The sequence below is a fragment of the Streptomyces sp. NPDC101191 genome, assembly GCF_044767915.1.
Lineage (GTDB): Bacteria > Actinomycetota > Actinomycetes > Streptomycetales > Streptomycetaceae > Streptomyces.
This window is the reverse complement of sequence record NZ_JBIWOU010000015.1, coordinates 40,251-54,683: the sequence shown is the minus strand read 5'-3', so window position 1 is coordinate 54,683 and position 14,433 is coordinate 40,251. Positions and strand designations below refer to the sequence as shown.

At 73.5% G+C, this 14,433-nt stretch carries 11 protein-coding genes and 1 pseudogene; 5 read left to right on the top strand and 7 right to left on the bottom strand.

What is annotated here, in order from left to right:
- The first annotated feature begins 5 nt into the window (after nt 1-5).
- Both ACIRQF_RS36645 and ACIRQF_RS36640 read left to right on the top strand, forming a co-directional pair.
- Nucleotides 6-635 (top strand): lipopolysaccharide biosynthesis protein, encoded by a 630-nt coding sequence (locus ACIRQF_RS36645; RefSeq protein ID WP_382484721.1) that lies wholly within the window; start codon nt 6-8, stop codon nt 633-635.
- Nucleotides 632-1,798 carry a GNAT family N-acetyltransferase gene (locus ACIRQF_RS36640; RefSeq protein WP_404099137.1) on the top strand — a complete coding sequence of 389 codons (1,167 nt, stop codon included), beginning with the start codon at nt 632-634 and terminating at the stop codon, nt 1,796-1,798. The genes ACIRQF_RS36645 and ACIRQF_RS36640 overlap by 4 nt, the downstream gene beginning before the upstream one ends.
- A 528-nt stretch (nt 1,799-2,326) precedes the next feature.
- Here the strand turns inward: ACIRQF_RS36640 and ACIRQF_RS36635 are convergent.
- A pseudogene (locus tag ACIRQF_RS36635) lies at nt 2,327-3,550 on the bottom strand (glycosyl hydrolase); the annotation flags it as partial.
- 158 nt (nt 3,551-3,708) lie between these two features.
- Between ACIRQF_RS36635 and ACIRQF_RS36630 the strand changes: the two are divergent.
- On the top strand, nt 3,709-5,004 hold the full coding sequence (locus ACIRQF_RS36630) for an ATP-grasp domain-containing protein (protein ID WP_404099134.1): 1,296 nt from the start codon (nt 3,709-3,711) through the stop codon (nt 5,002-5,004).
- Nucleotides 5,005-5,152: 148 nt separating this feature from the next.
- On the opposite strand, the gene ACIRQF_RS36625 is transcribed toward ACIRQF_RS36630, so the two are convergent.
- Together ACIRQF_RS36625 and ACIRQF_RS36620 are read right to left on the bottom strand one after the other, a co-directional pair.
- The gene (locus tag ACIRQF_RS36625) at nt 5,153-5,386 is read right to left on the bottom strand and encodes a chaplin (protein ID WP_376637945.1); all 234 of its coding nucleotides are present in this window, start codon (nt 5,384-5,386) and stop codon (nt 5,153-5,155) included.
- 169 nt (nt 5,387-5,555) lie between these two features.
- Nucleotides 5,556-5,759: a hypothetical protein gene (locus tag ACIRQF_RS36620; RefSeq protein WP_382484728.1), complete on the bottom strand. Its 204-nt coding sequence runs from the start codon at nt 5,757-5,759 to the stop codon at nt 5,556-5,558.
- A 118-nt stretch (nt 5,760-5,877) separates the two neighbouring features.
- Between ACIRQF_RS36620 and ACIRQF_RS36615 the strand changes: the two genes are divergently transcribed.
- Nucleotides 5,878-6,918, top strand: coding sequence for an LCP family protein (locus ACIRQF_RS36615; protein WP_404099130.1), 1,041 nt, complete (start codon nt 5,878-5,880; stop codon nt 6,916-6,918).
- Between the two features lie 20 nt (nt 6,919-6,938).
- Here ACIRQF_RS36615 and ACIRQF_RS36610 read toward each other — a convergent pair whose 3' ends face one another.
- The gene (locus ACIRQF_RS36610) at nt 6,939-8,966 is read right to left on the bottom strand and encodes a thioredoxin domain-containing protein (protein ID WP_404099127.1); all 2,028 of its coding nucleotides are present in this window, start codon (nt 8,964-8,966) and stop codon (nt 6,939-6,941) included.
- A gap of 157 nt (nt 8,967-9,123) precedes the next feature.
- Nucleotides 9,124-9,519 (bottom strand): rodlin, encoded by a 396-nt coding sequence (locus ACIRQF_RS36605; RefSeq protein ID WP_365347908.1) that lies wholly within the window; start codon nt 9,517-9,519, stop codon nt 9,124-9,126.
- Nucleotides 9,520-9,848: 329 nt separating this feature from the next.
- Here ACIRQF_RS36605 and ACIRQF_RS36600 point away from each other — a divergent pair, with 329 nt between their 5' ends.
- Nucleotides 9,849-13,010, top strand: coding sequence for a tetratricopeptide repeat protein (locus tag ACIRQF_RS36600; RefSeq protein ID WP_404099124.1), 3,162 nt, complete (start codon nt 9,849-9,851; stop codon nt 13,008-13,010).
- Between the two features lie 294 nt (nt 13,011-13,304).
- Here ACIRQF_RS36600 and ACIRQF_RS36595 read toward each other — a convergent pair whose 3' ends face one another.
- A complete protein-coding gene (locus ACIRQF_RS36595; protein ID WP_376637951.1) occupies nt 13,305-13,538 on the bottom strand; it encodes a hypothetical protein in 234 nt (77 codons plus the stop codon).
- Nucleotides 13,531-14,412: a mycothiol conjugate amidase Mca gene (gene mca / locus ACIRQF_RS36590; protein ID WP_376637952.1), complete on the bottom strand. Its 882-nt coding sequence runs from the start codon at nt 14,410-14,412 to the stop codon at nt 13,531-13,533. Before mca ends, ACIRQF_RS36595 begins: the two co-directional genes overlap by 8 nt.
- Nucleotides 14,413-14,433 lie beyond the last annotated feature (21 nt).

Sequence of the window (14,433 nt, the reverse complement as noted above, 5' to 3'; positions counted from 1 at the left end):
GCACCATGAGTCCTTTCCCCCTCGCCCCCGCCCGCTGGATGGTGCTGCCCGCCGCCGTGCTGGCCGGCGCGGCCCTCGGCGGCGGCTACGGCGCCGTGAAGACCCCGCAGTACGCGGCGACCAGCTACGTCATCGTCGTGCCGGCCGAGAAGTCCGACCCGTCGGCCGCGCTCGGCTTCGCCCAGGCTTACGGCCGGGTGGCCACGGACATCGCGGTCACCGGTGACGCCCAGGTGTGGGCCGGGGTCTCGGCGGCCACTCTGCGTTCCGGCGTGCAGGCCGCGACCTCGCCGGACGCGCCGATGATCTCGATCACCGCGCGGTCGGCGAAACCGTCGACGGCCGTGTCGATGGCCGACGCGGTGGCCCGCGCGCTCATCACCGACAGCTCGCACGTCGCCGCGAACACGGGCGTGAAGGTCGTCCAGTTCTCGCGGGCGACCAAGCCGGTCGCCCCGGTCTCGCCCTCGGCGGCCCTGTCGGCGCTGGTCGGCGCGTGCGGCGGCGGGCTGCTCGGCGGGCTCGCGCTGCTCGTCCGGCCGAAGCGGGCCACGCGCGCCGAGGCCCGGCACTCCCGACAGGCGACGGTGCCGGGTCCGTCGACGGCCGTCCAGCCGGCACCGGAGGCGGTGTGACCGGCAAACCGGCGCTCAGCGGAACGGCGCCCGCACTGCGCACCGAGGTGTGCCGGGAGGACGCGGAGTTCGGACGGCTCGGCGCCGAGTGGACGGAGCTGTACGCCCGGTGCACCACGGCGACGCCGTTCCAGTCCCACGCGTGGCTGCACTCGTGGTGGCTGTCGTACGGACGCCCGGGCGCCCTGCGGGTGGTGCTCGTACGGCGGGCGGACGGCACGCTCGTCGCGGCCGCGCCGCTGATGCGGGCCCCCGGCCCGCTGCCGGTGCTGACCCAGCTCGGCGGCGCCATCACCGACTTCACCGACGTGCTGCTCGACGACGCCTGTCCCGGGGCGGCGCCCGCGCTCGCCGCGGCCCTGGCCCGGGCGGCGCGCGGCACGGTGGTCGATCTGCGCGAGGTACGGCCCGGGGCGGCCCTCGAGCGCGTCTACGAGGCCTGGCGCGGCCCGCGGCGGCGGCTCGCGGACTCGCTGTGCCTGGAGCTGCCCGCCGTCCCGATGGAGGCACTGCTCGCCCGCATCCCCTCGGGCAAGGCCCAGCGGGTCCGGGCGAAGCTGCGCAAGCTCGACGCGCTCGGCATCGACGAGCGCGTCGTCACCGGGCCCGAGGTGCCGGCCGCCCTGGAACGCCTGCTCGCGCTCCACCAACTGCAGTGGCGGGGCCGGGGCGTGACCGCCGAGCACACCAGCGAGCGGTTCGCCCAGCACCTGACCCGGGCGGTACGGCCGATGGTCGAGCGCGGCGACGCGATGGTCACCGAGTTCCGCCTGGACGGCGACGTGGTGTGCGCGGACCTCACGCTGATGTCGCCGCGGCTCGCGGGCGGCTACCTCTACGGCGCCGATCCGGCGCTGCGGGCCCGCAAGGTGGACGTGGCGGCGATGCTGCTGCGCCACGGGGCGCGCGAGACCAGCGGGAGCGGCCGGGCCACGCTGAGCATGCTGCGCGGCAGCGAACCGTACAAGCACCACTGGCGGCCCGAGACGGTGCCGAACCAGCGCCTGATGCTCGCGGGACCGGCCACCGCCCCGCTGCTGTGGCTGCGGGCGGGCGCGGCGGAGGGGCGGCGCCTGCTGGCCCGGCAGGCGCGGGAGCGGCCATGGCTGGGCCGGGCGCTCGGCCGGCGGCGGCCGGAGACGCCGAACGGCGGCGGAGGGTGAGTCCCTCCGCCGCCATGGGGGGCCGTCAGGGATGGGTCAGAAGGGCCAGACCCCGTTCAGCGCGCCCTTCCAGTCGAGGTCCGGTACGTCCTGCGGGCTGCCGCCGGGCGTCGCCGTGGCGGGTTCCTTCACCGGCGGCTTCACCGGCAGCTTCACCGGCTCCTTCACGGGTGCCTTGACCGGCCCCGTCACGGGGTCCTTCCAGAATTCCTTCCAGGAGTCGTCCTTGGGGACGCAGATCGGAGCGCCCAGCCAGTTCTCGATCCATGAACCGAGGTTCAGGGCCCAGCAGGCGGGCTCGGGTTCCGGCTTGGGCTCGGGCTTGGGTTCCGGCTTCGGTTCGGGCTTGGGCTCCGGCTTCGGCTCCGGCTTGGGCTCGGGCTTGGGCTCGGGCTTCGGTTCCGGCTTCGGTTCGGGCTTGGGCTCCGGCTCTGGTTCCGGCTTGGGCTCGGGCTTCGGTTCGGGCTTCGGCTCGGGCTTGGGCTCGGGCTTCGGCTCCGGCTTCGGTTCGGGCTTCGGCTCCGGCTTCGGCTCCGGCTTCGGCTCGGGCTTCGGCTCCGGCTTCGGCTCCGGCTTCGGCTCCGGCTTCGGCTCCGGGACCGTCGGGTCCACCGGATCGGTCGGACCGGTCGGGTCCGTCGGATCCGTCGGGTCCACCGGGTCCGTCGGGTCCACCGGGTCCGTCGGGTCCACCGGGTCCGTCGGGACCACCGGGTCGGTCGGGACCTGCGGCTCCGCGCCGTACAGCATCTGGCGGAAGACCTCCGACGACTGCGGGTTGTCGTCGCACTGCCAGACGCCGTGCGGGCAGTAGTCGGTGATCGTGTGGTAGAGCGGCCGGTGCTCCTTCATCCATGCGAGCATCCGCCGCATGTACTCCGGGTTGTCGCCGTTCCGGAAGAGGCCCCATTCCGGATAGGAGATCTGCTTCCTGTGCGCGGAGGCGAAATCGACCTGGGCCTGCAACCCGTACGGCTCGCGTACGTGTTCCTCGAAGCTGGATCCCGGCGGCTGGTCGTACGAATCCATCCCGATGATGTCGACGACGTCGTCCCCGGGATAGCACTCCGTCCACGGAATGGCGTCCCGGCCCCGGCTCGGATTGAAGTCGAAACGGAATTCCTGCCCCGGCACGGACCGCATCGCGGTCACGATGCGCGTCCAGTAGCTCTTCCAGGCCGTCGGGTCCGGCGCACACCGGTGGGTGTACGTCGTGCCGTTCATCTCCCAGCCGAGGTCGATCACCGTGTCGGCGGCGCCCAGGTCGACCAGCCGCTGGGCGAGCCGCTGGAAGTGGTGGTCGTAGTGGCCCGCGGCGCCCAGCCGGAGCTGGCGGCGCACCTCGTGGTCGGAGACACCCGCCTCGTTCCGCTCCAGCATCGGCACGTTCAGGACGAACATGCGGTCGGCGCGCTCGTTCCGCCAGTCCGCCCAGGCGTCCAGGAAGCCGGGCGGGCCCTCGATGTTCGACCAGAGGTCGCCGGGCAGGTACGTGTGACCGACCCGCAGCTCGTGACCGCCGAGCCACCGCTCCAGCTGGCTGATCCGGGCCACCCCGACGGGTCCTGACTCCAGGAAGGCTCCCATGGCGCCCGACAGAGTCGGTTCGGGGTCCCGGGTCGTTACGGATTCCGGTGCGGCAGCGGCGCGAGCGTGAGCGGGGGACGACAACACGACAGAACCTGACGCGAGGAGACCGGCGGTGAACACCCCCAGCCATGCCCTGGAGATTCTTCGCTTTCGGATGACCATGGCAGGTCCTTCTCTCTCTCACGCCACTTGACGGCCCGTCAATCTGATGTTCCGAAAGTATTTCTAATGAGCTGACCGAGAACCCGGCCTGGACCTGATCAATAGTCCATTAGAGGATTTCTTCGCCCAGTTGGGGCACCCGAGACGAAGGACATGCCGTGCCGAGTTTTGACACCCGCGTCCCCGCGGTCCTCGTGCGACTCGACGACAACCCCTGGCACCACGGCACGCTGGGCGCCGTACGGTCCCTCGGGCGGGCGGGCATCGCGGTGCACGCGGTGGGCGAGTCACCCGCAGGCCCCGTCACGCGCTCCCGCTACCTCCACCGCGCCCACCCGCGCCCCACGCCGCCCTCGCCGGCCGAGCTCACCCGGCTGCTGCTGCGGGTCGCCGAGGAGCTGTCCGGCACCACGTCACGTCCCGCGCTGCTCGTGCCCCTCGACGACATCACCGCCGTGTCCCTCGCCGAGTGCCGGCCCGAGCTCGCCGGACGCTTCCTGCTGCCCGACCAGTCCCCCGAGCAGCTCGCGCGCGTCGCCGACAAGGTCCAGCTGGCCCGGACCTGCCGGAGCCTGGGCCTGCCCCACCCCCGTACCGAGGTCCCCACCAGCACCGACGAGGCCGCCGCGATGGCCTGGGCGCTCGGCCTCCCGGTGATCGCCAAGTGGAGCCGCCCCTGGCTGCTCCCGGCCGGCGGCGCGCTGCGCAGCACCGCGATCCTCGGCTCGCTCGCCGAGGTCCGCGCGCTGTACGCCCGCACCCCGCAGGCCGGCAGCCGGCTGCTGCTCCAGGAGCTGCTGCCCGCCGGGCGGGGGCTCGACTGGTTCTTCCACGGGTACGTGGACTCCGCCGGCCGCTGCTCGACCGGGGCCACCGGCCGCAAGGAGCGCTGCTGGCCCGACGGGGCCGGACTCACCGTGGTGGGCCGCTGGGCGGCCAACCCCGCCGTGGACGCACTGGCCCGGGAGCTGCTCGCGGCGCTCGGCTACCGGGGTGCGTGCGACCTGGACTTCCGGCTCGACCGGGCCACCGGCGCCTACCACCTGCTCGACTTCAGCCCCCGCCCCGGCGCCCAGTTCCGGCTCTTCGCCGACCGGAACGGGCTGGACGTGGTCCGGGCCATGCACCTGGACCTCACCGGCCGTCCGGTGCCCGCGTACCGCCCCGCCCACGGACGCCGCTTCGTCGTGGAGAACTACGCGCTCCTGTCGTACCTCTCCTCGCCGCGCCGCCGGTGCGCCGCGGAGCGGGGCGGCGGCGAGACGGCCTGGTTCGCGGTCGACGACCTCGGCCCCGCCCTCGCGATGCTGCGCTTCTGGTGCGCCCACGCCCTGCGCAGAGGACTGCCGGCCCTCCGTCGGGCGCTCCGTGCCTGGCGCGCCTCGCGCCGGCCCGACGGCTCGGCGACGTCACGGGCCGCCCGCACCTCCCGCGACCGCACGACCCGTCGATGAACCCCGGGCCCCGCCGGTCGCCGCCCGCGGCCGGGCCGGGCGCGGCTGCCGGCCGGGGCCTCCAGACATGCCGGAGGCCGGCCCCGGGAAGCGTGGTGGACACCTCCCGGGGCCGGCCCCTTCCGGCGGATGCCGGAGCAGCGCTGCGTCAGGCGTTGACGCAGGTGTTGAACGCCGCCGGGTTGAGCAGACCGATGATGTTCACGCTGTTGCCGCAGACGTTGATCGGGGCGTGGATCGGGACCTGGACCACGTTGCCGGACAGGACGCCCGGAGAGCCGACGGCCACGCCCTCGGCGTACGAGTCGGCCATCGCGGGAGCGGCGGCACCCAGGGCCATGAGCAGACCGGCGACGGCGACCGCAGCCTTCTTGCACTTCATTTCGTCTGGATCCTTTCTGCGGCGGAAGAGAATTCACGGCTTTCGTGATGTGCGGGTACGCAAGCGCCCCCGCCTTCCACTGCACAGTTCACAACGACCCTGCCACGAAAAAGAAACCGCCTGCCGTCGCGAACTGCGTCGTTCACTCCATTGGATTGCCCGATGCCGGTCAATGCGGCCAGATAGGTGTTCTCATCAGCCGCTCCCACTCGCGGTCCGGCATGCCGGGCACGGTCCGACCGGCCAGCATCCACTGGTGCGCCAGCAGGGAATAGACCGGGAACGGTTCCCTGTCGGCGGGCGGCGGGTCGGGCACATATCGGCTCTTCGGAATGAAGGCCATCCGCTCCCATTTCCCGGGATCGGGTGCCATATTCGCTCCTTCCTCTGGGGTTCCGGCATCATGGCACAGCACCAGCAGGAGAGTGATTCGACCTGTCCATGTCGCGTCGCGTACCTGTGTGCGAGATGGCCCGAATTAACGTTCCGGCATGAATTCCCCGCACGCCCGCCCGCGCGTCCGCCGCCGCGGCCGCCGACTGCTGCTCCTGACCACCGCGCTCGTCGCCCTCGGCTCCGGCGCGCTCGCCGCGGCACCCGCTCCGTTGCCGTCCCCCGCGAAGGGCCTCAACATCCTGCTCGTCGGCATCGACTCCCGGGCCGGGGTGACGCCCGGGGAACGTGAGAAGTACCGCCTGGGGGGCAAGGCCTGCGGATGCACGGACGTGATGATGCTGGTGCACGTCTCCGCCGCGTACGACCGGGTCAGCGTGGTGAGTCTGCCCCGTGACTCGCTCAGCGACTTCCCCGAGCACGTCGACCGGCGCACCGGCAAGGTGCACGCCCCGCACCGGGCGAAGCTCAACGCGGCCTGGCGGGAGGGCGGGCCCTCCTTCGCCATCGAGATGGTGCAGGCGAGAACCGGGCTCCGGGTCCACCGCTACCTCGAGGTCGACTTCCGTCGGTTCATGGACGCGGTGAACGTCCTCGACGACGTGCCGATCTGCACGCAGACGCCTCTGAAGGACCCGAGCACCGGGCTCGACCTCGCACCCGGCACCCGACGGGTCCACGGCGGCGAGGCACTCCAGTACGTCCGCTCCCGCAAGGCGGACGGCCAGGCGGACTTCGGGCGGATCAGGAAGCAGCAACGGTTCGTCGTCAACACGCTGCGCGAGCTCCGCACCGACCTCCACCAGGGGACGGACACGCTGCGCAGGTTCGTCGAGACCCTGCGCGGGGCGCCGGAGACCGAGCGGCAGATGAGCACGGTGGAACTGCTGGGGCTCGCGGCACGGCTGCGGAACCTCGCTCCCGGACGAACGGAGTTCGCCACCGTGCCGATCAAGAACATCAATCCGCTCATCCCCGGCATCGGCGCGACGGTCTCCTGGGACGTCGAGTACGCCGACGAGGTGTTCTCGCGGCTGGGCGCGGACAAGGGCCTGCCGAAGGCGCGGCCCGTACCGCAGAGCAGTGCCCGGTGGGGCGAGTACACGCCGTTCGGAGGGGCGTCGGCCCTCTGCCCGTAGCCCCTTCCCGTCCCCGCCGGTCAGCGGCCGAGCTTGCGGGCGAGCAGTTCGGGATCCGTCGTCGGCGCGTCGCACACGAAGTGCCGGCAGACGTAGGCGGTCGCCATGCCGTCGACCAGCGGGCGGTCCCGGAGCAGCGGGAACTCCTCGCCGTCGGGCAGTCCGGCGGCGAGGACCGCGCCGGGGCTGCCGGCCCGCAGGGCGGTACGGCGCAGGGACCGGAAGCCCTCGTCGTCGGGGGCGCCGACCACCGCGATCTCGCGCGGCCCGTCGAGCAGGGCCTCGGCGACCGCGAGGCCCCAGCCGATGAAGCGGGGCGCACGCGGCCCGAGCGCCTTGACGACGCCGAGGGCGGCCTCGGCGGCGTTCCGGTGGGCTTCGGAACCGGTGTGCGCCGCGTAGGAGAGGAGCGCGCCGGCGGCGGCGGTCCAGCCGGAGGGGGTGGCGTTGTCGGTCGGGTCCTGGGGGCGGCGGATCAGCGGCTCGGCGTCGTGGGCGGTGTCGTAGAGCGCGCCGCCCTCGGCCGTGAACTGGTCGAGGACGATGTCGAGGAGGAAGCCGGCGAACTCCAGCCACACCCCTTCGCCGGTGACGGACGCGAGGGCGAGGAGTCCCTCGGCGACGTCGGCGTAGTCCTCCAGGACCCCGGCGTTGGTGCCGGCGTGGCCGTCCTTCGAGGTGCGGGCGAGCCGTGCGGAGTCGTCGAGGTGGATCCGGACGAGCAGGTCGGCGGCCTCGGTGGCGCGGTCGACGAGGTCGGGGCGGTCGAGGAGGGCGCCCGTCTCGGCGAGGGCGGCGATCGCGAGGCCGTTCCAGGCGGCGACGATCTTGTCGTCGCGGCCGGGCCGCGGACGCTCCTCCCGGGCGGCCAGCAGGCGCCGCCGGATCGAGACGATCCGCTCGGCGTCGGCGACCCCGGCGTCCTGCGGCAGCTGGAGCACGGAGGAGCCCTCCTCGAAGGTGCCCTCCTCGGTGACGCCGAAGTACCGGGCGGCGTAGCGGGCGTCGTCCTCGCCGAGGACGGCGGCCAGCTGCCCGGGGGTCCACACGTAGTAGGCGCCCTCGACGTGCCGGCCGCTGCCGTCGTCGCTGTCCGCGTCGAGGGCCGAGGCGAACCCGCCTTCGGGGGTGCGCAGTTCGCGGACCATGAAGTCGGCGGTCTCCAGGGCGACCCGGCGGGCCAGGTCGCTGCCGGTGGCCCGCCACAGGTGCGCGTACACCCGGCACAGCAGCGCGTTGTCGTACAGCATCTTCTCGAAGTGGGGGACGACCCACGCGCGGTCCACGGCGTAGCGGGCGAAGCCGCCGCCGAGCTGGTCGTAGATGCCGCCGCGGGCCATCGCCTCGCAGGTGTCGGCGGCCATCTGGAGCGCGCCCTCCGCCCCCGTACGGGCATGGTGGCGCAGCAGGAACTCCAGCGCCATCGACGGCGGGAACTTGGGCGCGCCGCCGAAGCCGCCGTCGGTGGCGTCGTAGTCGCGGGTGAGGCCGAGCAGGGCCTGGGAGAGCTCGGACTCGCCCGGCACGCCGTCGCCGCCGTACGCGAGGGAGCGGGCCGACAGGTCCTTGACGATCTTCCCGGCGACCTCGCCGACCTCGTCGCGGCGCTCGGTCCAGGCCCGGGAGACCCCGTCGAGGACGTCCGAGAAGGACGGCATGCCGTGCCGCGCCTCGGGCGGGAAGTAGGTGCCGAAGTAGAAGGGTTCGGCGTCCGGGGTGAGGAAGACGGTCATCGGCCAGCCACCCTGGCCGGTCGCGGCCTGCACGGCCTCCATGTACACGGCGTCGACGTCGGGGCGCTCCTCGCGGTCCACCTTGACCGCGACGAAGTGCTCGTTGACCAGGGCGGCGGTGGACTCGTCCTCGAAGGACTCGTGGGCCATCACATGGCACCAGTGGCACGAGCTGTAGCCGACGCTGAGCAGCACCGGGACGTCACGCCGCCGGGCCTCCTCGAACGCCTCGGCCGACCAGGGCCACCAGTCGACCGGGTTGTCGGCGTGCTGGAGGAGGTAGGGGGAGGTCTCATGGGCCAGTCTGTTCGGCATGCCTCCATCCTCGCGCACGCGGGAAGCTCGCGGCCGGGGGAAACACCGCCCGTACGCCACGGGTGGACCGAGCGTGAACGGGGCACGGATACGGGGAAGGCCCCGTTCCTCGCACTGGCTCTGCGAGGAACGGGGCCGCCCGACGGCGCCGCGGAGATCAGCCGCCGACGTTGCCGTTCTGGGAGAGGACCTCGCCCAGGATGTGCGACAGGGCGTCGTCGCCCTTCTGCTGCACGGAGTTCTGGGTGCAGGTCTGGTTCGACATCGGGTTGCCGAGGACGTCCTGGACGGCGATCGGGACACCGATGAGGGCGCCGATCGGAACCTGGGCCTCGACCTTCTGGACGTCGAAGCAGTGCAGGACGCCACCGTTGACGAGACCGAAGTTCGGGCTCATGTAGCCACCGGTGGAGTTGCTGCCGATGGACTGCTTCGACTGGTTGCCGATGATGTTGGCGCTGCCGCCGTCGTTGCCGGCCGCCATCGCCGTGGTCGCGGACATGCCGGCGACGGTGGCCGCAACAGCAGCGGTAGCAAGAACCTTCTTGATCACGAGTCTTCCTTCTTGAGCTCGATGGCCCGGAACTGCTCCGTTGACCGAAGCGTCCTGATCAACTGCCCGGGGAAGGATTGGTTCCGGGGCGTCACCCGGACGCGGTATTCAGCACATGAACGCCATCGGACGGGAGGTCGACGGGCAGTCGTTCGGAGCGTTGCCCGGTCGGGCGGGATCCCTTGGGATCACTGGCCCGTGGTGCCGATCCCTCGCGCCGGCGCGCGTCGCGCAGCACACTTGGGGCCGGACTGTTCGAGCCGGGAGCGAACCCGGGCGCGCCGCGGGCGCGTTGCGGGGGCGGACCGGCGGGCGGAGGGGGAACGCGGATGCGGGACAGCCACCGGGCCGAGGCCGAGCGGCTGTTGGCACGGGCCGTCGAGGAAGAGGTACGGCGCTCGGGGGCGCGGCCGGACGCGGCGGTGCTGCTGTCGCGCGGCCGGGCCGCGCTCGACACGATCGCGGAATCGGCGGCGGAGGAGTACGCGGCCTATCTGCGGGCGGTGGAGGCGGCCGAGGCCGGCCCGGCCGCGCCCGCCGACCTGACGACGCCCGCCGTGGTGACGGCCGTCGCGGCCGCGGCGGCGGTGGGCGGCGACCTGGCCCTCGGTACGGGGGCGGGCACGGCGTTCGGCGCCGGCGCCGTGGTCGCGGTGGCCGGCGCGGCGGCGGCCGCGCTGAAGGCCGGGGCGGGGCGACGGGTGGCCGCGCACCGCAGGGCCGGGGCAGCCGGCCGGCCTGGCGGCGTAGAGCAGTTGCGGCTGCGCTGGCTGACGGCCCTGGAGGTGCGCGGCGTGCGCCCGTTCCTGGAGCAGCAGCGGGTGCTGCTCGGTACGGCGGGGCAGTCGCCGAAGAAGGCGGTGGAGCGGCTGCGGGGCACGGACCGCAGCGCGGCGGCCCGGCGGCGTACGGTCCTGGAGCAGTCCTTCGGGCATCTGCCGGAGCCGGACGGCCCGTTCTCGGGGCGGCGGGCGGAGCTGGCGCAGATCACCCAGTGGGTGCAGGCGGGCCGGGCGGCGACGACGACCCGGCCGACGGTGGTCGTGCTGTCCGGGGCGTCCGGCTCGGGCCGTACGACGCTGGCGGTGCGGGCGGCCCACGCGCTGCGGGACCAGTTCCGCGGGGCCTGTGTGGTGGACCTGCGGGGCGGTGCGACGCGCGGCGAGAAGCCGCTGACGACGCGGGAGGCGCTGCTGCACCTGCTGAACCGGCTGGGCGCGCCGCGCGACCAGCTGCTGTTCCGGGAGCGGGCGTCGGCGGAGCAGCAGGTGCGGCGGCTCGCCGAGCTGTACCACCGGCATCTGACGGGGCTTCCGGTGACGCTGATCCTGGACGACGCGGTGGACGCGGAGCAGGTGCGGACGCTGCTGCCGGAACGTTCCGACAGTCTGGTGCTGGTGACCTGCCGGGAGCCGCTCGACCTGGGCGCGGACGTGCCCGCCTCGGTGCACGTGCTGCCGGTGACGGCGCTGGACGCGGCGGGCGCGGGGGAACTGCTCGGCGCGGGGGGCGGCGAAGGGCCGCCCGGCGACGCGGGGCTCGACCGGGTGCGGGAGCTTTGCGGGGGTCTGCCGCTGGCGCTGCGGGTGGCGGCGGCGGTGCTCGACGGGCGGACCGCGGCGGACGTCGGCGCGTTCCTGGACGCGGCCGGCGCGGAGGCCGGCCCGGTGGAGCGGGCGCTCGCGGTGGGATACGAGCAGGTGCTGGACGAGGACGGGCGGCGGCTGCTGCGCCGGCTCGCCCTCGCCGGGCGGGCCTCGCTGGGCGCGGCCGCGGCGGCGGCGCTGCTCGGCGGCACGGGCGCGGAGGGCGCTCGGCTGTTGGAGGAGCTGGCCCGCGCGGGGCTGCTCGACCATGTGCGCGGACGGCGCTACCGGCTGCACGACGCGGTGCGCGGCTTCGCGGCGGCGCGGCTGGCCGAGGAGGAGGACACGGCCGAGGTCGCCGCGGCGCAGGAGCGCCTGATCCGGAACTACGCGGAGTTGGCGGACGCGGTGATCCGGATGGTCGACGGGAAGATGTCCACCCGCGCCGACCGGTTCGGCGGGCACGGTTTCGGTTCGCTGGAGGCGGCGCTGCGCTGGCTCGACGAGGAGTCGAGCTTCATCACGGCGGCGCTGCGGCACGCGGAGGGCGTGGACCAGCAGACGGTGCTCGATCTGCTGGGCGCGCTCTGCGACTACTGCCTGCTGCGCGGCGACCTCTACCGGCTGGGCGAGATCAACGAGCTGACGGACGCGGTGGGGCAGGGTCTGCTGTCCCGGTCCGTGCAGTGGCGGACGGGTATCGCGGCCCGGCAGCTGGGCGAGCTGGACAAGGCGCGGACGACCCTGACCTCGGTGGTCTCGCTCTACCAGGAGGCCCACCAGGACGCGGGTGCGGCGCTCGCGCTCTGCTCGCTCGGGATCACCCTGCACCACCAGGGAAATCTGGTGGAGGCGGCGGCCCGGTTGCGGGAGGCGCTGGCGCTCCAGGAGCCGGCGTCGCTGGCCGCCGACCGCGGCTGGACCCTGCACGCGCTGGCGGCCGTCGAGCGGGACCGGTCGAATCTGGCGGAGGCCCTCACGCTGCTCGACGGGGCGCTCGCGCTGCACCGGGAGCACGAGTCGCTGCACGGCGAGGCCTGGGCGCACTTCCAGCGGGGCCAGGTGTCGCTGCGCACGGGTGAGGTGGCACGGGCGGAGGAGGACCTGCGGCTGGCGCTCGACCAGTACGGGCGCACGCACGACGGCCGCGGCGAGGCGTGGGCGCTGACCCAGCTGGCCAGGGCCCGGCTGGTCGACGGGGACGCGGCCGCGGCGGTGGACGGGCTGCGCCAGGCGCTGTCCCGGCACCGGGAGCAGGAGGACGCGCGGGGCGAGGCGTGGACCCTGTACTACCTGGGGCACGCCCTGGAGGAGCGGGGCGACCGGGACCAGGCGGTGCGGGAGCTGGAGCGGGCGCGGAGCATGTTCTCGCGGATGCGCGACGTCTACGGCTTGGCATGCGCCCGCCATCATGCGGGCCGGGTCACCCGCGACCAGCGGGCCGCCCGGACCGGCAACCTGCGCAACTCCGGCTTCGCCCGTCAGCTCCTGATGGACGCGCGGGCCGACTTCCGCCGCATCGGGGTGGCCCACGGCGAGGCCTGGACCTGCCTGGAGCTGGCGATCGTCGACGCCGGCAACGGCCGCGGCGCCCAGGCCCTCGCACTCTGTGAGGAGGCGGACCGGCTCTTCGGCTCGTACGGCGACCGCCGGGGCGCCGACTGGGCCCGCTTCCTGCGCTGCACGCTGCTGCCCGACCCGGTCGCCGCCCGTGAGGAGCTCGCGGCCCTGGCCGGGTCGCGGCATCCGGCCCGCGACCCGCGTCTGGAGGACTGCGCCGAGGCCTGGGCCCTGGTTCTGGAGCGCGGGGCCCCGCCGGACGGTGGCTGGCAGGCCTGGTCCCTGGGCATGGTGCCGGGACGGCAGGCCTGGGAGGTGCTGGGCGCTCCGGTGGAGGCGGCGTAGGGCGCCGGTGGAGGCGGCGGCGTAGGGCGTACCCCTTCGACCACCAGGGCGTGACCCCCCTTGGGTGAGCGCGTGCACCCCTGAGGCAGGGCACGCCCCGTGGACCAGGGCGTGTCCTTGGGGCAGGGCGTGTCCCTGGGATCAGAGCGCGCCCCTGGGATCAGAGCGCGCCCCTGGGATCAGGCCGGGCCGCGAGCCCCGCCTGATCCCGAAGCCGCACCCCGGGCGCGGACCGGTCCCGGACAGCGCTCGTACGGGCCCCGGGGGTCCCGGGGCCCGTACGCGTGCCTGCCGCTACTTCTGGGCGCTCTCGGAAGCCGCGCCGGCGGTGGCCGGGTCCGGGGCCTCCGCGAAGTCGATCTTGTGCATGTGGCGGTTCATCGACTTCATCAGGCCCCAGACGGCCAGGGCCAGGACGGCGAAGACGACGAACCCGAGGACGCCGGGGGTCACCTTGTTCTCGTCCAGCTCCTTGGCGGCGAGCGGGGCGAGCTGGGTCAGTGCGAGGTGTGCGCTCATGCTAGGCATTGTCCCGGATGCCCGCGAAGAGGTCGCTCTCGGGGATGCTGCTGGCGACGAGGGACTTGCTGAGCTCGTACTCCTCGGTCGGCCAGACCTCCCTCTGGATGTCCATGGGAACGCGGAACCAGCCGCCGTCGGGGTCGATCTGGGTGCGGTGGGCGATCAGCGCCTTGTCGCGGATCTCGAAGAACTCCGAGCAGGGCACGAAGGTCGTGAGCGTGCGCTCCTTGCGCTCGAACTCGTCCCAGCGCTTCAGCCAGTCCCCGTAGGGGGACTCCAGGCCACGCTCGAGCAGGGCCTGGTGCAGGGCCTCGGTGCGGGGGCGGTTGAAGCCCTGGTTGTAGTAGAGCTTCTGCGGCTGGAAGGCCGGGCCGAACTCGGCCTCCGGGTACTTCTCGGTGTCGGCCGCGCCGTCGAAGGCCACCATCGTGATCTTGTGGGTCATGATGTGGTCGGGGTGCGGATAGCCGCCGTTCTCGTCGTAGGTCGTGACGACCTGGGGACGGAACGCGCGGATCTTGCGGACCAGCTCGCCGGCGGCGGCGTCGACGTCCTCCAGGGCGAAACAGCCCTCGGGAAGCGGCGGCAGCGGGTCGCCCTCGGGCAGGCCCGAGTCGACGAAGCCCAGCCACTCCTGCCGGACGCCGAGGATCTCGCGGGCCTCGTCCATCTCCTTGCGGCGCACCTCGTGGATGTTCGCCTCGATGTACGGGTCGCCCTGGAGCTTCGGGTTGAGGATGGAGCCGCGTTCGCCGCCCGTGCAGGTCACGACCAGGACCTCCACCCCCTCGGACACATACTTGGCCATCGTCGCCGCGCCCTTGCTCGACTCGTCGTCGGGGTGGGCGTGAACGGCCATCAGTCGCAGCTGCTCAGTCAAGACTCATCCTCAGTGATTCGT